The sequence below is a fragment of the Spirosoma validum genome, from assembly GCF_014699035.1.
Lineage (GTDB): Bacteria > Bacteroidota > Bacteroidia > Cytophagales > Spirosomataceae > Spirosoma > Spirosoma validum.
Map to the genome: position 1 here is coordinate 130,570 of NZ_JACXAA010000011.1, position 22,016 is coordinate 152,585.

The following is a 22,016-nucleotide window of genomic DNA, read 5'->3' on the forward strand; positions in this document are numbered from 1 at the left end:
ATAGCCAGGCCGACACGATCAACTCCCATGAGAAATACATTTAAACTGATTCCTTTTCTTCTTTTGTTTACGGGTTGCCAGAAGTTTTTAGATGTGCAGCCCGAATTGCAGGTCGATGAGTCGCAGGCAATCACCAACGCCAGTACCGCCGAAGCTGCCGTCAATGGTCTTTACAACCGGTTAGGCAGCGATGGGTATTACGGCTCCAACTATCCGTCTCTGTCCTATCTATCCGGTGGAGATATTCAATGGACGGGTTCCCAATCGGCTCCGCAGGAGATTACGTCCCGGAAATTAACGGCGGATAACGGCTACGTAGGTTCAGCCTGGCAGGCTATTTACCGGACGATCCTGCAGGCAAATTATCTGCTCGAAACAGTTCCGGCACTAACCGATCCACAGTTAACTGCGGATCGAAAGGCTCAGATTCAGGGCGAAGCCTACGCGCTACGGGCGTTGTCGTATTTCGATCTGGTTCGTGGCTGGGGCGGGGTTCAATTGATCCTAAAACCGACGTACACACCCTCCGACAATACCGGTATAACCCGTAGTAGCGTCGATGATACGTATGCACAGGTGCTAAAGGATCTGACCGCGGCCGAACCGTTGCTGGGGACGACCACCAATCGCAACAAAGTAACCCGGAAAACCGTCTGGGCGTTACGTTCGCGTTATCACCTATATCGGCAGGAATGGGAGCAGGCCGAAACCTATGCCAGTAAACTCATCGACGATGCCACCAATTACAAACTGGCGAAACCCTACAATGCTTTCTTCGCCAACAACGCTGCCGCTACGTCCGAATCGATTTTCGAGATTGCCTACACGAATTCGTTTAAGAATGGTCATTACAACTGGTGGTTACCGCCGGCCCTGAGCGGTCGACGCGAATGGGCACCAAACGCAAATCTGGTTACGTTGCTGAACAATCCGAACGTAGGTGGCAACCGCAAGGAGTTGATTGCCCAAACCGCTCCTCCCGGCAATCTATGGTACGGCAAACTCTATTACCGAACACCGCTTGGCACCGATCCGGCGTATGTGATACGTATCGCCGAACTGTATCTGATACGTGCCGAAGCACGCGCGCAGCTGGGCAAAACAACGACTGCTCTCGCTGATCTGAATGCGGTTCGTGATCGGGCGGGCGTACCACTCGCTCAGGCTTCTACCAAAGACGCTCTCCTGCTGGCCATCGAAGCCGAACGGCAGGTTGAATTTCCCTTCGAGACCGACCGCTGGTTCAATCTGGTACGAACGGGCCGGGTGGCGGCTGTGCTGGGTATCACGGATGCCAACAAATACGTATTACCCATTCCGAACAGCGAAATATTAGCCGATAAAGCTCTTACCCAGAATAAAGGATATTAACTTTATACAGTCGAGTATTGATAAAACTACTGACTGATAACCAAAACATTGAGATGAAAAAACAAGTCTTTTCTACGTTCCTTTTTTTAGGACTATTCGCTGGCTACGTTCATGCCCAGACTCCCCAAACGGTAGGTCCAGAAAAAGGATCGCTGGTAATTGTCGGCGGGGGTACCATGGGACCCGAGATCTGGAACCGATTCTTGGAACTGGCTGGTGGTCCAGCCGCTGCCAACATCGTGATTATTCCAACGGCGGGCGAAGATTCGTCGGCAATGAGCGCTCCCCGCGAAAAGGAAAAGCTACTTAGTCTGGGTGTTAAAAACATTACCGTTTTGCACACCCGCGATCCCAAAGTGGCGAATCAGGAATCGTTTGTCGCGCCGGTCCGTAACGCAACGGGTATCTGGTTTGTAGGCGGTCGTCACTGGCGCCTGGCCGATTCATACTTGAATACGCTGGCTCACAAAGAATTCAAGGCGGTGCTGGAACGGGGCGGGGTTATTGGTGGTACGTCGGCGGGCGCAACAATTCTGGGCTCGTTTATGGTTCGGGGCGATACCAAAGGCAACTCGATCATGATCGGCGATCATACGCAGGGACTGGATTTTATTCACAATGTGACAATTGATCAGCACTTTTTGCGCCGGAACCGCCAGTTCGACCTGATTGACGTAATTAAAACTCGCCCCGAATTACTTGGTATTGCCATCGACGAAAGCACAGCGATTGTGGTGCAACAGAATTCATTCGATGTGATTGGCAACTCATACGTCGGTATTTATGAAGCGAATCAGATTGCCAACAGTGCCAAATATCCATCGGGCCAAAACAGCACGGGTGGGCCGTTCTATTTTCTTGGTAAAGGGCAGAAGTTTGATCTGAAAGCACGTAAAGTGATCAACCAGCCGCCATCACGCCCGAACGAACCAGCTAAGTAATGCCATCGTGGTGTCGGGTGTTCAAACCCGACACCACAGCAAGAACGCCTACCCATATCTATAAAAATAGTAAATCTATAGACCTTGAGTTTAATAAATTATAATGATGTCCGAAGCTAAATCTGCTACTTTCTCAACCTGGACGAGTGCCGAACGGATCGTTTTTCGCTTCGCTTTTCTTTATTTCATCCTTCAGGCGGTTCCACTCGATTGGCGGTTCTATTATGATCTGTTTACGATTGATTGGGGAAGATTTTACTACCGTGACCTGTTTAACCTATCGCGTTATGCTCCGCATTTTTTCGGTCCTACTGATACATTTGCCAACTGGGCCATTGTCGCACTCATTGCGTTAGTGGGCACCATAGTCTGGTCATTCCGCGATCCACAACGTCAGCATTACACCGAACTCTATTATTGGTTACGGGTCATTCTTCGCTATCGACTGGCTATTGGTGTTTTGGCGTACGGGTTCCTGAAACTGTTTCCGATGCAGGCACCCCTGCCTTCCCTCAGCAACCTCAACACCGCCTACGGCGATTTTACGGCCTGGAAATTATTTTCGATGAGTCTGGGAATTGTGCCTTCCTACGAGTCGTTTCTGGGGCTGATCGAAATTCTGGGCGGCTTACTCCTGCTGAACCGGAAAACGACGTCGATCGCTATGTTGATCATCATTCCGTTTCTGGGAAATATCTTCATGTCGAACCTGGCTTATGAAGGCGGTGAGCATATCTACAGTTTTCTGCTCATTACGTATGCCCTGTTTTTGTTTGCTTTCGACGCCGTTCGGCTGTTTCGACTGGTTTCGCTGGAGCAACCGGCGGCACCTAACCGGTTTAAACCCGTACTAACAGAAGCCTGGCAACGTTACGGTCGTCTCGCGTTAAAAAGTGCGTTTATCGTTTTTGCCGTCGTCGTGTACGGCTACAAAACCTACGCGGCTTATCGGACGGGTCCGTACCAGTTTCCCCAAACGCCCGGTTTATCGGGCGCTACCGGTGTTTATGACGTGGCCAAATTTAAACTAGCTGGTCAGGCCCTCCCCTATTCGAAAACGGATTCGGTGCGCTGGCAGGACGTTGTCTTTGAAACCTGGAATACGATCAGCATCAAATCAAATCGGCCCGTTCTGCTCGACCGGGTGGAAACCGAACAGATTCACTCGGCAGACACGGACCGGACATACGAAGAAGCCGGGGCGGCAGGACGGCACTATTATACCTATCAGGTTGATTCGGTTCAGCACGTACTGACGCTGAAAAACCGCAATCCAAATTATCCGAACGAAACCCTGACGCTACGCTATAACCAGGCCGGTAACAATGACTTCATCCTGTCGGGACTGAACGAAAACCGGGATTCGGTCTACGCCGTACTTCACAAACTGGATAAAAAATACTTGCTCCACGAGGCAGCTAAAGCAGGTCGGCGGGGTATACTCAAACTCTAACCATTACGTACCAATGGCACTTCCGAATATCAATCCTGAACGGTCAGACTTAGGGCTGGTCTCGTCTGAAGAACTGGTCGCTATTTACGAACCTACCCAACAAGCTACTACAGCTGGTTCTTCGGCTGGATCACCCAAACGCTTTTACGACTGGACAAGCGGGCAGAAAATACTGTTCCGCATAGCTTTTATTTTCTTTATCGTCATGTCGATCCCAACCGGCGTGAATTGGTACAAAAACGTCACCTCGCTCGACTGGCTGCACCTGCATTATCGTGACCTGTACGACGTTGCGCGCTTTCAGCCGAACATGCTGGGTCGCGTAAACTGGTGGCCTGCCTGGATGGGCTACGGGGAATGGGTATTTATCCTGCTTGTCACTACGGTCCTCGGGCTGGTCTGGACGGCCATCGTTCGCCTTCGAAAAGCGGAACCACGTAATTACAATTTGCTCTATTACTGGCTTCGGGTCGTCGTTCGCTACCGCGCGGGCATCGGAATCATCGGCTTCGGTTTTACCAAACTAATGCCAACCCAACTACCCTATCCGTCATTGGGCTTGCTCAACACCAACTTCGGCGATCTAACGGCGCAGAAAATTTACTGGCTATCCATCGGTATTGCACCCTGGTATGAGGTCTTCACCGGCGTTGTGGAAGTGCTGGCGGGTGCTCTGCTGTTCTTCCGGGCCACTACGTTCTGGGGTTCTGTGCTGCTCTTCGGTGCGCTGGCGGACATTGTTTACGTTAATCTCGCTTATGATGGAGGTGTTCATGGTTACAGTTCTTATTTCGTGCTGCTGGCCGGTTTCCTGCTGATATACTACGTTCGGGACCTGTATAATCTCCTGATTCGGGAGCAGTTCACAATTCCCGTGCATTTCTATCCCCGCTTAAACCGGTGGCAGCAGGGAGTCCGCATTAGTTTGAAAACAGCCACCATTGGCATTTTCCTGGTTTTGTTAGGCTGGATTCAATACCTCAATTTCCGGTACGATCCGTACAAGCAGCCCGCTCAGAAAGGCATTCGGGAGCTTCGGGGTAACTACGCTATAACCGAGTTTCGACTTAATAATCAGTCAATTCCTTATTCGCCAGTGGATTCGGTACGCTGGCAGGAAGCTACGTTTGAAAACTGGTCGACCCTAACGTATAAAGTGAATCGTGCCGTGCCGCTGGATTTGTCAAACGGCGGTGGCTCACCCATGCGGGACCTCAACCGAACCTTCGAGTTGACGGGCGTAGCGGGTGGTCAGCGGGTTTTTTATTACGATGCTGACCCGATCAGTCACGTTTTGTATCTGCAGGATAAATACCGCCCGTTCGACGGACGCCGGGGTGAAGGCGATTCACCTTCCGGATCAGATAACAAAAAGGGCAAATCGAATCGTAAAGCCAGATCTGAGAAATCAACCGATAACTGGATTCCGGCGACTGCGCTGGCTAGTATCGGACCAGAAGATTCGAAAATTGACGCCATTGCCCGCACCACCCGACGGACGAAAGGCATCAACTCCGAAGCCCGTATGGAAAATGGCAAACGCAAGCGGATGATTCTAAATTACCAGACCACCGACGGATCGCACGTTATTCTGACGGGTATTAACGAAAACAAGGATTCAATTTACGTCGTATTGGATCGGGTCGATCGGCCCTACGCCCTGTCGAAAAGTACACTGAATGCCGGTACGTATTAGTCTTTGATTTTACAGCATGAACTTATACAGTCTCTGGCTTCCGGGTGCCTTCTTGTTGGTGATGTTGACTAGCCGTTTTCAGACAATAGGTGAAGATAGACGGACTTCGCCTATAGCCAAAGTTGATACGTTGCCGACTCATTTTGGATTCGGGAGACCGGCTACAGCAGCCGAAATCGCCCGGCTCGATATTGACGTACGACCGGATGGAAAAGGCTTACCCGCTGGTGAGGGACAGGTTCTCACTGGCAAGCAGATTTTTGCGGCCAAATGTGCGGCCTGTCACGGTACCGGGGGCGTAGATGGCCCGAACGGTTCACTGGTGACTACGACTAATCCGGGTAGAAAACGGCCCGAAAAAACCATTGGTAATTACTGGCCGTATGCCACCACCGTGTTCGATTATATTCGCCGGGCGATGCCGTTTAGCCAGCCGGGTTCACTCACCAATGACGAAGTCTATCACCTGACGGCGTACTTGTTACAGGCGAATGGCATCATCGACGAAAAAACCGTCATCAATGCGCAGACGCTTCCCCGTGTGGTGATGCCTGCGCAGAAACTGTTCGTTCCGGACGATCGCAAAGGCGGCTCCGAAATCAAGTAAAATGACGAAAAAACGCATTCAACTGGAGCAGATTACAGGTCGCTTGTCCCGCCGGGCGATGCTTGGGGGCGCGGCCACAGCAGTTGTCGCGCTTGTTCAGACGGCATCGGGCAAAACGATTCAGCAAGGCGTATCGATCAGCGAACTACTCCCCGATGATCCAACGAAACAAATCGGTACGTTGGCCGGTGAAGTTGGAACCCGCTCTGCGTTCGAAAAAGTGGTCAAAAAACCGTCCGATATTTCGTCACGGTCGCCGTTGCAGGATTTTTACGGGATCATTACGCCATCCGATCTGCATTTTGAACGCCACCACGCGGGCGTACCGGCCATTGATCCCGCCAAACACGAATTATTGATCCACGGGCTGGTCGATAAGCCTCTGGTGTTTACCGTAGAGGACCTAAAACGTTTTCCATCGGTTTCGCGAATTGCTTTTCTGGAGTGCTCGGGTAATTTTCGTAGTGGCAAAGAAACCATGAGTCCCCAGGACATTTGTGGATTAACCAGCCAAAGCGAGTGGACGGGGGTCAAGCTCTCGACGCTTTTCCGGGAAGCAGGCGTTAAATCAAACGCTACGTGGTTTCTGGCCGAAGGGTCCGATGCGGCTGTTATGACCCGTAGCATTCCGGTAAAAAAAGGCTGGGACGATGCGATTGTAGCCTACGCCCAGAATGGTGAAGCGCTACGTCCTGAGCAAGGCTATCCGGTACGCTTGTTTCTGCCCGGCTGGGAGGGCAATACGTCTGTGAAATGGCTACGTCGAATCGAGCTGTCGGATCAGCCGTTTATGACCCGCGAAGAAACCTCAAAATATACCGAACCAATCAAAGGCGCCGAACCGGTGCGCCGGAGCGACGGCCCGGGCAAGTACCGACAATTCAGTTTCGATATCGATGCCCGGTCGATCATTACGTTCCCGGCTTATCCGAAAACGGTTGAAAAAGGCTGGATCGAAATTCGGGGGATTGCCTGGAGCGGTCGCGGTAAAGTAGCGCGGGTAGAGGTCAGCACGGATGCGGGGAAATCCTGGCAATTGGCTACGCTTCAGGAACCGATTCTGGATAAAGCCCACACGGCCTTCCGCTACGTATGGAATTGGAACGGAGTTGAAACGGAGATTCTGAGCCGCGTGACCGACGAGACGGGTTATCTTCAGCCTACCCTGAATCAACTATTTGCGGCCCGTGGCGACACCATCAGCTATCATTTCAATCCGATCACGGCCTGGCGAATTAAGTCAGATGGTTCGGTGTTATTTAAACCCGAACCCTGAGACATGGCGAAAACAGAATTTGATGCAGTAGTAGTTGGCTCAGGCCCGAACGGCTTGAGTGCCGCCATTACGCTTCAACAAGCCGGATTATCCGTACTCGTACTGGAGGCTAAAGAAACCATTGGTGGAGGTTTACGGTCAGCGGAGTTGACGCTACCGGGTTTTACGCACGATGTTTGCTCGGCTATCCATCCGATGGCTCTCGGTTCGCCTTTTTTTCAGACACTGCCTCTAGCCGAACATGGTCTGGAATACATTAACCCGCCGATCTTGTGCGCTCATCCATTCGATACGGGGAAGGCTGCTGCGTTAACATCCTCCCTAGCCGAAACGGCAGCGTCACTCGGGCTGGACAACCAGGCGTATCTGAACCTTTTTGAAGGGTTAGTGCAGCGCTGGCCGAACCTGGCACCTGACATATTGGGACCTCTGCGTTTTCCTAAACATCCGATCGATCTGGCTCGCTTTGGGTTGGATGCACTTTTGCCCATTACGCAACTGGTTAAACGCTTCCAGACTACCGAAGCCCGCGGCTTACTGGGAGGCATGGCTGCCCACGCTATTCAGCCATTAACCAATCTCACAACGTCAGCTATTGCGCTGGTGCTCATGACGGCCGGTCATCGGTACGGCTGGCCAATCCCAAAGGGCGGCTCTCAGGCGATTGCGCAGGCGTTGACTTCCTATTTCCGCTCGCTGGAGGGAATTGTCGAGACGAACCGACCGGTTCAATTACTTAAAGACATTCCTTCGTCGCGCGTTGTGCTGTTCGATCTTACACCGAAACAATTGCTACGTATCGCTGGAGACCGCTTTTCAACGATTTATCGCACGCAGCTGGAACGGTATCGATATGGGATGGGCGTCTTTAAAATCGATTGGGCACTGGATGGCCCCATTCCGTTTACCGCCCCTGAATGTCGACAGGCGGGTACCGTGCATCTTGGTGGTACGTTCGAAGAGATGGTTCAGACGGAGCAAATGTCCTCATCCGGAAAACACCCCGACCGGCCCTTCGTTCTACTGGCGCAGCAGAGCTTATTCGACACTACCCGTGCCCCCGAAGGAAAACATACGGCCTGGGCGTACTGCCACGTACCGAATGGGTCAACGCTGGACCGTACCGATGCGATTGAGCAGCAGGTTGAACGATTTGCACCGGGCTTCCGCGACCGTATTCTGGCCCGACACACGTTGAATACGGTTCAATTGGAACACTATAATCCCAACTACGTTGGCGGTGATATCAATGGCGGTATCCTCGACATTACCCAACTTTACACTCGCCCGGTCATAACCCTGTCGCCGTACGAAACCTCAGCACCCGGAATTTTTATTTGCTCTTCCTCTACACCACCAGGCGGTGGGGTTCACGGCATGTGTGGTTACCATGCGGCTCGCGTGGCTCTTCGCCAGGGATTCGGTATAGCAATTCCGGATCGGCCTGCTGCACACCTTAGCCAAACTAAATGACATAACTACCTGGTCAGCAAGCCAGCATCCAGAACAAACTGCGATCCGGTGATGTAGCGAGCCTCGTCTGAAACCAAATAAAGCACCATTGCTGATACGTCCTCCGGCTCTACCCAGGGAACTGGAAGCAGATTGCCTGCCGACCGCTCGGCGATTTCCTGCGTGGTTGCACCTTCCAGTTCGGCCAGCCCGTCGTTCATCGGCGTGTTGACCCCGGTGGGGTGAATCGAGTTCACCCGAATGTTATGCGGAGCCAGCTCGATTGCCCAGGACTTGGTCAAGCCCACCAAACCCCATTTGGAGGCCGCATAATGGCTCAGTCGGTTCATTCCCCGAAGCCCCGCAATTGAAGAATTGTTAATAATAACGCCCCCATGTTGCCGGATCATCACTGGGATAATACGTCGGGCTATCAACCAGGGACCTTTCAGGTTGATGTCGATCATCGCATCCCACGCTTCTTCGGCAAGTTCATGTGCCAGTCCATAGGCACAAATACCCGCGTTGTTGAATAGAATATCGATACGGCCAAAGTTGCTGATTGCTCGTTCGACAGCGTAGCTGATATCCTGGTCATTTCGTACGTCTCCGGTTATGGTTAGACACCAGGCGTCGAGGGATTCAATCTCCTGCTGTAACGACGTAAGCTCAGATTCAGAACCGAGTGTATACCCCGGATAGCTCAGTGGTTTCGCTACGTCAAAGGCAACAATGCTGGCCCCCTCTTTTGCCAGAGCAAGTGCCACCGCCCGGCCTTGCCCGTGGGCAGCGCCCGTAATGAATGCGACTTTTCCGACTAGTTTAGGCATGAGTTGCTGATTGGGTTAACGGTTTGTAAGGAGTCAGGTAATCATCAATCGTTACGTCCAGTACGTTATTAAACAGATTGGTCGCAATCATCTGTCCGGCAAACGCAACCAGCAGCACAATCTCATCGTCCGAATACACCTGATGAATGGGCTCGTACAGAGCATCGGACACCTCTCCCCGATTGCTGACTATAGCCGCTCCAAACGCGAGCAGCTCTTGCTCAGCCTTTGTCAGATGTAAGTCCTCCGGTCGTTCCCCGTGCTCGATTATAATTTTTCGAAAAAAGGTCGTGCAGAGTGGGCAATCACTCGCCTGAGAAATGGCATGCGCAAACAGATACGCTGTCCGTTCACCAACTATTTTTTTTACCTCCTCATACAGCGGATACCATTGCATATACACGTTGAACGCTAAGGGCGAGTGACTCAGCGTTGCTTTCATGTTGGTAATGCGCGAACCAGGGTACGTATCGATATGATGAGCCCAGGCCGCTTTCAGGTCGGCAGAATCCTTGGCCTCAATAAGTGGAGCTATCCGTGGCATTGTGTTGATTGATCAGTCAATGAATAATACGTTTGGGAACAGGGCATTTACACCGAGCCGGACAACTCTCAAGTTAAGCCGCTCTGGAAAACAGGCGCACATAGAGAGTGTAGACATAGCAGCCCGCGCAAATCCCCACCAGAGATTCGAGGGCCGCGAAACCGGCTAGAATAGCAGCCGGAAACAGAGTCGATACGTGAGCCAGATGAAGGCCTAAAATCAGCAGACTGAAGCACAAACCTATGCGGGCGGCAAATCGTTTCGGTGCCTGATCGGTCGCTTTATAGGGCAATCGAACTGTTTTTACGAGCCAGTCTGCTCCGTTCCCAAACGGACTGTACTTCCCCAGATTGAAACTCCGTAAGCTAAAATCAACCAGTAGCAGTATAGGCAGCAGGAGCCAGCCTGTCAGCAGAAACAGCAGGGTCGTAAGCAAGACAAATCCGGCAATCAGGCGCACTTTTACTTCATTAATCTGTACCCCATCAACGGGACATATGAGATTCGAATCCATCGTTTTTTCGTTTGATTAAGTATGTACTTGCTCTGGCAAGCCGTTAAGAAGTTCATCTAACTGAGTAATCTCCGAAAAGTCAGGCGAAAAAAGGAGCCAGCTCGCCAGTTACAAAGGGCTGTAGAGCCCAACAGGTTGGTGGTCTTTAATAATTACTCTCCGAAATTCCCCTACTTCATTTACCATCTCTACTATCATTGTACAGTTGTTCAGAAAGTTCAACTAGAAAATGGCGTAAAAGCGCTTAGTAAGTAGTTGGCAAGCTAAACTGTTTGTAATTGACATGAGCCAGATAAATCATGTGCACCAATAAAAGGAAATGAAATCAGCCATATAACTATTTATAATCTATCTACTAAATAGATTTATTTAGTAAAGAAATAAGCCAGCTAGCTGACTTTACTTGACGACCTTATTCCCTACAAGTGCTATAGAATTACAAAGATTATTAGCAAATTTTAGTTCTCCAAGGAAAATGTCAGAAAATGACTATCAATCGTATACCTACTCTCCTATCGGGACATTGGACTATGCTACTGATCAATTGCTTCAGCTCCCATAAAATTCCATGATTACAGAGTGCGTCCCTACTCAACCAAACCTCTCTTTCTCGCACTCTTTCTGGTGGCGAAGACGTAAATCATCTAACAGATGATCTGAGCATTCACCGCAGTTACCAGTAAATCTTCTGAAAAAATAATGAACAACTATTGTTTACTAAACACTGTTCATTAAGTTTGCATCGATAACAAATAGGTGATGGGAATCGTAGAGCGGAAAGAGCGGGAGCGGGAAGAAATGCGGAAGTTAATTCTTGACGCTGCCCGAAAGTTGTTTTTAGAGAATGGATTCGACAAGGTTAGCATCCGCAATATTGCCGATGAAATAGAATACAGCCCGGCCACAATCTATCTGTATTACAAGGACAAAAACGAGCTCTTTTTTGCTCTACACCAAACGGCGTTCACGAAGATGATTGAGGAGTTCGCTCCCATCGAACAAATTGAGCAGCCTATGGATAAACTCATTGAGATGGGACGGCTTTACCTACGTTTCGCTTTTGAGAACCCTGAGCTATACGACCTGATGTTTATTATGACTGCCCCAATTGATGCGCTTGAGTGCCGTGAAGACATTTGGGATGATGGCGACCGCGCTTTCAGCATACTCCAACAGATTGTACAGGCATGCATTGATACAGGCACGATCAAACACCCTGACGCCGAGCAGGCCGCCCTAATGATATGGAGTTCAGTTCATGGCTTAGCTGCTTTGCATCTGCGTAGACGACTCAGCATGTTTGGCGAAGAACATGTTAAAACACTTGTGGATGAGACATTTAACTTATTTCTAAATACGATAAAAAAGGGCTTGTAATTTTTTTATCCGTATACTAAACAGTGTTCATTAACTAATACACGGTTATGATACCTATAGCCAGATATTTTCTTTTACTACTAGTGGGATTGCCCTTATCCGCATGGGCACAACCATCGCCATCAGGTCCATCACTTATTCTGGAGAATTACATTCGCGAAGGGTTAGCCAGTAATCTTGCCCTACGACAGGAATCACTGGAAATTAGTCGGGTAAGTGAATCGGTCAATCAGGCGAAGTCGCTGTTTTATCCACGTATTGCTTTCAACCCGACTTATTCGCTGGCAGCAGGCGGGCGTCGGCTGGAATTTCCGGTGGGCGATTTACTCAATCCGGCGTATAGAACCCTTAATCAGATCATCGGTGCGGAACGGTTTCCAACCAATATCCCTAACGTGAATGAGCTACTGGCTCCAAACAACTTTCACGACACAAAATTCACGGTTCAATACGCTTTATTCAACACAGATATTCAGTACAATTACCTTATTCAGAAACAATTACTCTCGGCCCAGGAAGCGCGTAGGCGTGTTGTCCAGAACGAACTTCGGTATACCATTTCAACGGCCTATTACCAATATCTGCAAACGCTCGACGCGATTCGGATCTTCGAGAATTCACGTAACGTACTGAATCAGTTGACCCGCTTAAACGAAAAACTAGTCGCTAACAATACAGCGACGAAAGAGGTCGTAACGTCTGCCCGATACGAAGTCAGCAAAGTAGATCAGCAGCTTGCCGTTGCAGAAAAAAATCGGGAAACGGCCCGCGCTTATTTCAATTTTCTCCTCAATCGCGAATTAACCGCGCCTGTCGAAGTCGATTCACTGCTTACAAAAATCCTGCCGGAATCGAAAGAAAGCCTCGCCGATCTGCAACAGACCGCGTTACGTGGTCGGCAGGAGTTGGCTCAGTTGAATGGCTCGCTGGACGCTGCCCGAACGGCCGTGAAGCTGAACGAAGCCAATGCCAAAATCCCTAACGTTTATGTCGGCGCCAACACAGGCTTTCAGGGGTTCGGTTATACTTTTCAAAACCAGGCATACGTAGTAGGGCAGTTTGGTTTGCAGTGGGATTTGTTCCGGGGCTACGAAAAGCGCTCAAAGATCCAGCAGGCTAAAATTCAGACAGATGTGCTGCAAACAAGGCTTACCGAAGTGCAGCGGCAGATTCAGCTACAGGTCTTGCAAGCGTATTATGATCTCGACGCAGCGACTGAAAGCTTGGCTGCGACGCAAAGTGGGGTCTTAAATGCAGACCAAACGTTCCGCGTCATCGATAGTAAATATCGTAATGGTCAATCCTTGCTGATCGAGTTTTTACGCTACCAGAACGACCGGTTAACAGCCCAAATCCAGCACTCGCTCGCCCGTATGGATATACTCGTAAAACGAGCTGCGCTGGATCGCGCCGTGGCAGTCAGTCAATGAAGTATGTCCTATGATAAATTATCCCACTGAGCTAATGATACCGGCCTTTATTAACTCAATCATCTTGCTGTCAATCAGCGGTATCCATTTTTACTGGGGATTAGGTGGTCATTGGGGGCTCCAGGCTGCTTTACCCGAGCGCAATGGTACAAAAGCGTTTCAGCCAGGACGATTTGCTACGTTTAATGTGGCAATCATTTTTGCGGGTATGGCTCTATTTTATTTAGCTCGTATTGGTCGTTTTCCAATAGCCGATTCATGGATGCCTGACTGGTTAAATCACTACGGTCTTTGGCTGTTAACCGGCATTTTCCTCTTACGTGCTGTCGGCGACTTTTACTACGTCGGTTTTTTTAAGCGAATACGCACCAGTCGGTTTGCCGAATTAGATACGAAATTTTATTCCCCGTTGTGTCTGCTACTTAGTTTCAACACCCTCCTGCTCATTTCTTTCCTGTCATAGCCATGAAAGCATTTTCTATTCTATTATCATTTTCACTGCTCATTACCGTATGGGCGTGCGGCAGCAAAGCCGAAAAAACAACAGCGACAATTGAATCGGCCGATGAAACGATCGTACCTGTTAAACTGTCGCCCATTAGTACGGTCGTACGGGCAGAACCCGTCGTAGCCTCTGGGCTGGTTTCTTCAGCGCAGGAAGCAAGGCTGTCCTTCAAAGTTGGTGGCATTGTCGATCGCATGTTTGTCGAAGAAGGCCAGTCAGTTCGTAAAGGCCAGTTATTGGCTACGCTCGACCTAACCGAAATCAATGCACAGGTAAGTCAGGCGCAACTGGCTAACGAGAAGGCGGACCGCGATCTGGGCCGCGTAAAAAGTCTCTACGCCGATACAGCGGCAACACTTGAGCAGCTCCAGAATGCAACTACCGGCACGAACGTAGCCAAGCAAAATCTGACCATCGCACAGTTCAACCGCAGTTACGCCCAAATCCACTCGACCGTCGACGGTACCGTAACCCGTAAAGTTGCCAACGCGGGAGAATACATATCGCCGGGCGCTTCAGTTTACCAGATTTCGTCGAATCGGCGGAGCGACTGGGTCGTGCGGGTAGGCGTATCCGACAAAGACTGGGCGCGGCTGCGTCTGGGTAACCGCGCCAGCATTATGCTTGAAGCCTACCCTGGCCAAACGTTTAATGGCACTATCAGCGAACTGGCCCAGGCTGCTGATCCTGTTAACAAGCTATACGAAGTAGAGGTCCGTATCAATCCAGGCTCAGCCAGGTTTGCGCCTGGCTTATTCGCCAAAGTAACGCTCGTTCCGACGCAGAGCCGAAGTTACACCCTTGTACCGGTAGAATCCATTGTTGAGGGAAATGGCAAAGAAGGCTTTGTCTACGTACTGGCCGAAGATCGGAAGCACGTCCGCAAACTGCCCGTTCAGATTGGCTTCCTGGATGGCGACAAGGTTTTGCTGGCCAATGGATTATCGGGTGTAAAAGACGTAGTGACGGCGGGGTCAGCTTTCCTCACGGAAGAAGCGCGTGTAGTTGTGAAATAACCCTTTAAACACGGAGAACGCAGAAGGCTCAACCTCTTTGTCATCTCTGTGAATAGAAAGCCTATGAATTTATCCGAATTTTCCGTCAAAAACTGGCAGTTTATGCTGGTGCTGTTTCTGGGCGTAGCGGCCCTTGGCATCAACTCGCTCCTGAACATGCCTCGGAGCGAAGATCCTGAATTTACGGCACCCAGCTTTGCCGTAGCTGTCATTTATCCGGGCACCGATGCGCTCGACATGGAGAAGCTGGTTGTCGATCCGGGCGAAGCGCGCTTCAATGCCCTTGAAAACATGGGCCACGTCATTACAAACGTTGACGATGGTCTGGCGGTGTTCCGGCTCGATTACGATTACGGCGTCGATCCTGATGAAAAATACCAGGAAGTCATTCGGGAAGTAAACGCGCTGAAAGCCGAACTCCCAACCGATATTTATCGAATCTCCATCAAGAAATTTTCGCCGACTGACGTAAATATTGTCCAGGTTGCCCTACTTTCCGAAGTCGCTTCGTCCAAAGAATTGGGTGCGTATGCAGATAAACTAAAGAAGGAATTTGAGAAAATAAAAAGCCTGAAAAACGCTGAAAATTGGGGTTATCCGGCGTCGACGGTGCGAATCTCACTCAACATTGAGCGGATGGCTCAGAATGGGGTAGCTGTTAATCGACTAATTGGCGCATTACAGGCTGAGAATCTGAATATCCCCGGCGGAAGTATTCAGGCTGGAACACGGAAGTTTAACGTTAAAACGGCGGGTGATTACCAGTCCCTGGACGAGATACGTAACACCATTGTATCGACCAACGGGCAGAAGATCATTTACCTGCGCGACGTAGCGGATGTTGGTTTTAACTATGAAGATGAATCCCACATCACCCGCCTGAACGGGCATAGGGCGGTGCTCGTAACCGCTGGACAGAAAATCGGCGAAAACATTGCTAAGGTGGGCGAGCAGCTGAATCCGATCATTGATCGGTTTGCCAAAACATTACCGCCCCATATCTCGCTGGTTAAAAACTTTGACCAGACGGTTAGCGTCAATAAACGGCTCGATCATTTTCTACAGGATTTTGCGCTGGCCATTTTGCTCGTTTCACTCACGCTACTCCCGCTTGGTTTCCGGGCTGCGGTAGTCGTTATGATCTCGATTCCCTTATCCCTGGCAATTGGTCTGGCCGGGCTCGATTTTCTGGGCTTCAGTATCAATCAGTTAAGTATTGTCGGCCTGATTGTTGCCCTGGGGATTCTGGTAGATGACTCCATTGTGGTTGTCGAAAACATCGAGCGCTATCTCCGCGAAGGTTACTCAAAGCGCGAGGCTGCGATCAAAGCAACCAGTCAGATTACTCTGGCCGTTATTGGCTGTACCACTACGTTGATTTTGGCCTTTTTACCCCTTCTTTTCCTACCAGAAGCCTCCGGCGATTTTATCCGCTCACTACCGATGGCCGTTGTGACGACGATTCTGGCGTCGTTACTCGTCTCGCTGACGATTGTGCCCTTTCTCTCAAGCCGGATTCTGCGGGAAGAGCACAATCCCGAAGGCAATATTTTCATGCGCGCACTGAAGCGAATTATCAGTGGCTCTTACAGTCGCCTGCTGCACTGGGGACTCCGTCATCCGGTCGTCACGTTGCTTTTCGCAGGTGTATTGTTTACAGGAGCATTATACATGTTTAAGATCGTTGGTTTTGCCTTGTTTCCATCGTCTGAAAAACCTCAGTTTCTAATTAACATCGAAACGCCCGATGGAACCAGTCTGTCCGAAACCGACCGTGTCGCTCGCTACGTTGAAGGTGCACTAAAACGGGAACCTGACGTCAAATACATCACCACGAACGTAGGTCGTGGACAGCCTCGGATTTACTACAACATCATCCAACGTAATGAATCGCCGAATTATGCCCAGTTTTATGTACAGTTGGTTGACATAGAACCGGCGGATAAACGAGTGCTGATTGACAAACTGCGCGAGCGATTTAAGTATTACCCGAACGCTAAAATTGAAGTAAAAGACTTTGAGCAAGGCCCCGACCAGGATGCGCCCGTAGCGGTTCGGGTATTCGGCGAAAACCTTGATACGTTAAAAGTGATGGCAGCTCGGGTAGAAACCGCTTTTAAACAAACACCCGGCCTGATTTACGTAAACAATCCACTCGCGAATCAGAAAACGGATCTGCGGGTCCGTATCAACAAGGAAAAAGCTGGGCTCTTAGGCATTTCAGTCGCCGACGTAAACCGAACGATCCGACTGGCCATTGCGGGTCTGAACGTAGGAACGTTTAAAGAACCGAACGGCGATGATTACACCATTAACGTAACCTTGCCAAAAGGAAAAACAGCTGACCAGCGTGTCCTTAGCGACCTCTACGTCAATACGTTAACTGGTTCAGCTGTACCCTTACGACAGATTGCAGATCTGGAATTTGAAAGCAACATGAATCAGATTCGCCACTACGACAAAGACCGGTACGTCATGATCACTGGTTTTGTGAAAACGGGGTATCTGGTCGATAATGTGTTCAACGACGTACTATCGAAGTTAGGCAGGATGAAATTTCCGAATGGATTCAGCTACAAAGCTGCAGGCGAATTGGAAAGCCGGGAGAAATCATTCGGTGGGTTGACTACGATTATTCTCGTTACCATTTTTGGATTCATAGCTGTGCTGGTTCTGGAATTCGGTACGTTCAAAAGTACGCTGATCGTGCTATCCGTCATTCCGTTAGGTGTTATCGGGGCTGTACTGGCGCTGTATTTCACCGGAAATCCATTCTCTTTCGTAGCGGTGATTGGGTTGATTGCCCTGATTGGTATTGAAGTCAAAAACTCGATTCTGCTGGTGGATTTTACCAATCATTTACGTGAAGAGGGAATGTCGCTGATCGACGCCATTCAGGAAGCGGGCGAAATTCGATTTGTGCCGATTGTACTCACCTCACTAACGGCCATTGGCGGGCTGATTCCGCTAGCCATTGAAGGCAACCCACTCTACTCACCACTAGCCTGGGTACTTATCGGTGGGCTGATTTCCAGTACGTTGTTATCTCGTGTCGTTACACCCGTACTTTACAAATTACTCCCACCTCGCGTAGAGATAAAGGCTGTTCCAACAAGAGAGCCGGAACTTGCCTAGAAGTTGTTTGATTTCGTGAGGGCAGGTTCTCAAACCTGCCCTGTGAGGACGGTTTGCCGTTGCGATTCATAAAACCGAATGGTTCTTGATGGTTCGGTTTTATGAAACCTCACCGAGTCAGATTGAAGAATCTGACTCCACGAAACGGACTGAATGACCTAGCTCAAACTCTTTTGTAAGAATAAAGCAGCATACAATCATTGATCAACAATTGCTGACTGTTTTATTCTCATCGAATCAGCACTTTAATCGTCTGTTTCTGACCATTCATTTGTACGTTGATCCAATATATTCCCGGAGTCAGGGGGTGGTTAAATAGTAGATCGGCCGAACCCGGCTGCCGTTCCAGACGCAGATTGACCGGCTGTCCCATTGCATCGAACAGTTGAATTACGGCGCTATCGGCATTCCAGAGCCGCAAATGAATTCGGTCAGGATTAGCTGGATTCGGGAATAGGGTTACAACGGGTTCATCAGCCTTTAGTATAGCCGAGATAGGTTTGTACTCGTGAACGGTTCCATCGAGATCAATTTGTTTCAGGCGATAATAGTTGACTCCCGGCTGAGGATTTAGATCCGTCAGGCCATAATTTTGCCGCTCATCGGTGGTGCCTTTGGCGATAACTTCACCTACTTCTACATACTCGCTTAAATCAGCACTACGTTCGATGACGAAACGATCGGCATTTCGTTCCATAGTTGTTGACCAGGCCAGTTGAACGCGGTCGCCTTCGGGTTTCGCGGTGAATGAAAGAAGCGTAACCGGTAGAACCCCGTTAATGTCCCTGATACGTATATCACCTATCTGCATCACACCCACACCATCGTTGATCCTGAATTTGAAGTTGTTGATCGTCTGGCCAGGTGTTAGGACGGATTGGTCATTAGCAAACTTTATTGTACCAATCCATATATCATAGGTATCATCCGGTAAGGTTTCCATTGAGCCAGTAGGTGACACATAATTGAGTGTGGCACCCGAATTGTTCATGGCAAATGTAATAGTCTGACGACCAGAAAAGGAAGCACTCGTAGTACCTCCCCCACCACTTGGGACCGTACGAACTTGAAATTGACCCGAACCGGCGGGTGATAAGGCGATACCAAGTCGGGCATACGTATCACCATTATTGGGATTTGTCGGACCAGAACTAAATCCACTGCCTACGTAAAACATGACGGCACTTGTTGCAGTTACGGCTGGGTCGTTCGATATAGCTTCAAAGCTGAACTGTACATGCAGCGACGTAGGAGTACCGGAAAAATTTGAGGAACGGGATATATATCCTGTGCCGCTATCGGTTGGTCTTGTGAATTGAACAGCATTATTGGTAATCGTAGCGCTTAATCCGGCTAAGCCATTGACTTGATTGTTATTGGGCGTAGAACTAACGTAAGAAGAAGGCGTTCCACCTGCCGAAAAATTCTGTTCAAAATAAGTTGTTTGTCCGTTGACCTTGCCCACTGCACTTAAAAGCAACAGGGTGCAAATCTTGTAAACTTTCTCCATAAGAAGGTATCGTTAGGATGAATATCCTTTTCGACATCATTCTTTTCAGAAAGTCATTCAGTCGCTCAATAAATAAAAGTACCCACTTCACTCTGAATAGTCACTCGTTTGCCTTCGTACGCTTCAACGTGTCCAATAATCTGGGCGTCGATACCGAACGAATTCGCGATGTCGATTACGCGTTGGGCATGGCTTGCTGATAAATAAATTTCCAGCCGATGCCCCATGTTGAAGACTTTATACATCTCCTGCCAGCTCGTACCACTCTCCTGTTGGATCAACCGGAACAATGGCGGAATGGGGAACAGATGATCTTTGACAATGTGCAGGTTATCAACAAAATGAAGCACTTTCGTTTGTGCGCCACCGGAGCAGTGTACCATCCCGTGAATTTGTGCGTGCAGTTCATCTAACAATACCTTTGCGACAGGCGCATAGGTTCGCGTTGGTGAAAGAATCAGCTGACCGACCGTAGTATTATCAGGGATCGATGGTATGGTATCCGTCAATTGTTTTCCACCGCTATAAATAAGCGACTTATCAATAGCGGGATCGAAGCTCTCTGGATATTTGTCAGCTAAATAATGGGCTAATACGTCATGGCGAGCCGAAGTTAAGCCGTTACTGCCCATTCCTCCGTTGTAGGTTGTTTCGTAAGTTGACTGTCCAAACGAAGCTAACCCGACAATTACATCTCCCGACTGAATGCGATCGTTACTGATTACCTGATCGCGTCGCATTCGGGCAATAACTGTACTATCAACAATAACAGTACGTACTAAATCGCCCACGTCGGCAGTTTCGCCACCTGTGCTGTAAATCTCGATGCCATGATCGCGTAGCATCTGCAACACCTCTTCTGTCCCATTGATGATTTCTGCAATCACCTCGCCCGGAATCAGATTTTTATTACGTCCAATGGTAGATGACAGCAGCATCGGGCCAGTAGCGCCGACGCAAATTAGATCGTCAGTATTCATCACAACAGCATCCTGGGCAATTCCCCGCCAGACACTCAGATCGCCCGTTTCGCGCCAATACAAATAGGCTAACGATGATTTTGTCCCGGCTCCATCGGCATGCATGATGGTACAGAAATCTGGATCACCGGCTAACGTATCGGGAACAATTTTACAGAATGCTTTAGGAAAAAGGCCCTTATCGAGCTGGGCAATGGCGTTGTGAACGTCCTCTTTACTGGCGGAAACTCCGCGCTGGGCATAACGGTCAGTCATACGGCAAAGGTAAGGAGAAAAGGGAGGAAGGGGAAGAGAGGGAAGAAAGGGGAAAAGAAAAACGTATTCTACCATCCGTTTTCTCCTATCCTCCCTTTCTTCCCCTTCCTCCTTCAATACTCAATTCCCGCTTCGGCGCGAACGCCATCCAGCAACGCCATCAAATTCAAACTGTCGTCAAGCGACCAGAGAGGGCTTTCGTTACGTCCTTCGGCTAAGCATTGCATGACATGCTGCGCTTCATAATCATAGCCATGCGTCTGCCGGTCAAATGTAAACGTAGTGGCCTCCTGGTCCTCTGGCTGGAGCGTTACTGCCGTCGTTTCGTGAAAGCGACTGTGAATTCGAATTTGTCCGGTTTCGCCCTGAATGATGCCAATGCAATCGGTCTTCGCCAGTAACGTACTATCCAGAAACGCGAGCTGGCCATCGGCATACGTTAGCACCATACCACACTGCTCGTCGACACCCGTTTCCCCGAAAGTAGCTGATGCTTTAATTGACGTGGGTTTACCCAGAATCAGATACGATAAAAACAGGGGATAAATACCGATATCGAGCAATGATCCACCGCCTAAGTCTTTGTTGAATAACCGTTTATCGGGCAAAAAAGGGGCTCTAAAACCAAAGTCCGCTTTTACGGATACGACCTTGCCGATAGCACCCGATTGTGTCAACTCCAATGCATGCTTAATCCCCGGCATGAATCGGCTCCATAAGGCTTCCATCAGAAAGACCTGCTTTGCTCGTGCCGTTTCTACCATCTCACGAACCTGCTCCCCATTCATCGCAAACGGTTTTTCTCCTAGAACGCCTATTCCACCGTTGAGCAGCATCAGTACGTTTTCATGGTGTTTTACATGGGGTGTAGCCACATACACGACGTCCAGATCGGGTAGGATTAGCAGGTCTTCGTAGGCTCCGAAAGCATGAGGAATATTGTATTCCCGGGCGAATTCATCAGCGCGCTCCTGGCTGGACGAAGCCACAGCATAGAGCTGCGCATCCGGTAGTGTGAGCAGGTCCTGTACAAATTTGTGGGCAATACGGCCCGGTCCTAGAATTCCCCAGCGAGTCATGGTGAAGGATTAATGTGATTGAGAGGCTATTCGATAAATTGACCG

At 49.6% G+C, this 22,016-nt stretch carries 18 protein-coding genes; 12 read left to right on the top strand and 6 right to left on the bottom strand.

Translation table 11 applies throughout. The annotated features are described in order from the left end of the window. Window positions 1-27 precede the first annotated feature (27 nt). From IC230_RS25040 to IC230_RS25070, 7 genes are all read left to right on the top strand, one after another. Window positions 28-1,371, top strand: a complete 1,344-nt coding sequence (locus IC230_RS25040) for a RagB/SusD family nutrient uptake outer membrane protein (protein WP_191041809.1) — start codon at window positions 28-30, stop codon at window positions 1,369-1,371. 53 nt (window positions 1,372-1,424) lie between these two features. Further along, window positions 1,425-2,312, top strand: a complete 888-nt coding sequence (locus tag IC230_RS25045; RefSeq protein WP_191041810.1) for a cyanophycinase — start codon at window positions 1,425-1,427, stop codon at window positions 2,310-2,312. Window positions 2,313-2,415: 103 nt separating this feature from the next. Further along, a complete protein-coding gene (locus tag IC230_RS25050) occupies window positions 2,416-3,765 on the top strand; it encodes a DoxX family protein (protein WP_317171837.1) in 1,350 nt (449 codons plus the stop codon). Between the two features lie 13 nt (window positions 3,766-3,778). Beyond that, complete coding sequence (locus IC230_RS25055) at window positions 3,779-5,461, top strand: hypothetical protein (protein WP_191041811.1); 1,683 nt, start codon at window positions 3,779-3,781, stop codon at window positions 5,459-5,461. Window positions 5,462-5,477: 16 nt separating this feature from the next. Further along, window positions 5,478-6,068, top strand: a complete 591-nt coding sequence (locus IC230_RS25060; protein WP_191041812.1) for a c-type cytochrome — start codon at window positions 5,478-5,480, stop codon at window positions 6,066-6,068. Window position 6,069: 1 nt separating this feature from the next. Further along, window positions 6,070-7,344: a sulfite dehydrogenase gene (gene soxC, locus IC230_RS25065; protein WP_191041813.1), complete on the top strand. Its 1,275-nt coding sequence runs from the start codon at window positions 6,070-6,072 to the stop codon at window positions 7,342-7,344. A 3-nt stretch (window positions 7,345-7,347) separates the two neighbouring features. Continuing rightward, window positions 7,348-8,817 (top strand): phytoene desaturase family protein, encoded by a 1,470-nt coding sequence (locus tag IC230_RS25070; protein ID WP_191041814.1) that lies wholly within the window; start codon window positions 7,348-7,350, stop codon window positions 8,815-8,817. 5 nt (window positions 8,818-8,822) lie between these two features. On the opposite strand, the gene IC230_RS25075 is transcribed toward IC230_RS25070, so the two are convergent. From IC230_RS25075 to IC230_RS25085, 3 genes are all read right to left on the bottom strand, one after another. Further along, window positions 8,823-9,626 (bottom strand): mycofactocin-coupled SDR family oxidoreductase, encoded by an 804-nt coding sequence (locus IC230_RS25075; protein WP_191041815.1) that lies wholly within the window; start codon window positions 9,624-9,626, stop codon window positions 8,823-8,825. Next, complete coding sequence (locus tag IC230_RS25080) at window positions 9,619-10,170, bottom strand: carboxymuconolactone decarboxylase family protein (RefSeq protein ID WP_191041816.1); 552 nt, start codon at window positions 10,168-10,170, stop codon at window positions 9,619-9,621. Before IC230_RS25080 ends, IC230_RS25075 begins: the two co-directional genes overlap by 8 nt. Window positions 10,171-10,243: 73 nt before the next feature. After that, on the bottom strand, window positions 10,244-10,684 hold the full coding sequence (locus tag IC230_RS25085; protein ID WP_191041817.1) for a DUF4395 domain-containing protein: 441 nt from the start codon (window positions 10,682-10,684) through the stop codon (window positions 10,244-10,246). 759 nt (window positions 10,685-11,443) lie between these two features. Between IC230_RS25085 and IC230_RS25090 the strand changes: the two genes are divergently transcribed. The 5 genes from IC230_RS25090 to IC230_RS25110 all read left to right on the top strand — a co-directional run bounded on the left by IC230_RS25090 (window position 11,444) and on the right by IC230_RS25110 (window position 18,147). Next, window positions 11,444-12,061, top strand: coding sequence for a TetR/AcrR family transcriptional regulator (locus tag IC230_RS25090; protein ID WP_191041818.1), 618 nt, complete (start codon window positions 11,444-11,446; stop codon window positions 12,059-12,061). Between the two features lie 47 nt (window positions 12,062-12,108). Then, window positions 12,109-13,491, top strand: coding sequence for a TolC family protein (locus tag IC230_RS25095; RefSeq protein ID WP_191041819.1), 1,383 nt, complete (start codon window positions 12,109-12,111; stop codon window positions 13,489-13,491). Window positions 13,492-13,525: 34 nt separating this feature from the next. Further along, complete coding sequence (locus tag IC230_RS25100) at window positions 13,526-13,954, top strand: DUF3995 domain-containing protein (RefSeq protein WP_191041820.1); 429 nt, start codon at window positions 13,526-13,528, stop codon at window positions 13,952-13,954. Window positions 13,955-13,956: 2 nt separating this feature from the next. Then, window positions 13,957-15,012, top strand: a complete 1,056-nt coding sequence (locus IC230_RS25105; protein WP_191041821.1) for an efflux RND transporter periplasmic adaptor subunit — start codon at window positions 13,957-13,959, stop codon at window positions 15,010-15,012. Between the two features lie 63 nt (window positions 15,013-15,075). Further along, a complete protein-coding gene (locus tag IC230_RS25110) occupies window positions 15,076-18,147 on the top strand; it encodes an efflux RND transporter permease subunit (protein ID WP_191041822.1) in 3,072 nt (1,023 codons plus the stop codon). A 229-nt stretch (window positions 18,148-18,376) separates the two neighbouring features. Here IC230_RS25110 and IC230_RS25115 read toward each other — a convergent pair whose 3' ends face one another. The 3 genes from IC230_RS25115 to IC230_RS25125 form a co-directional block, all read right to left on the bottom strand. Further along, complete coding sequence (locus tag IC230_RS25115; protein ID WP_223860833.1) at window positions 18,377-19,657, bottom strand: T9SS type A sorting domain-containing protein; 1,281 nt, start codon at window positions 19,655-19,657, stop codon at window positions 18,377-18,379. Window positions 19,658-19,722: 65 nt separating this feature from the next. Beyond that, window positions 19,723-20,892, bottom strand: coding sequence for an AIR synthase related protein (locus tag IC230_RS25120; protein WP_191041823.1), 1,170 nt, complete (start codon window positions 20,890-20,892; stop codon window positions 19,723-19,725). A 113-nt stretch (window positions 20,893-21,005) separates the two neighbouring features. Beyond that, window positions 21,006-21,971 (bottom strand): Gfo/Idh/MocA family protein, encoded by a 966-nt coding sequence (locus tag IC230_RS25125; RefSeq protein ID WP_191041824.1) that lies wholly within the window; start codon window positions 21,969-21,971, stop codon window positions 21,006-21,008. Window positions 21,972-22,016 lie beyond the last annotated feature (45 nt).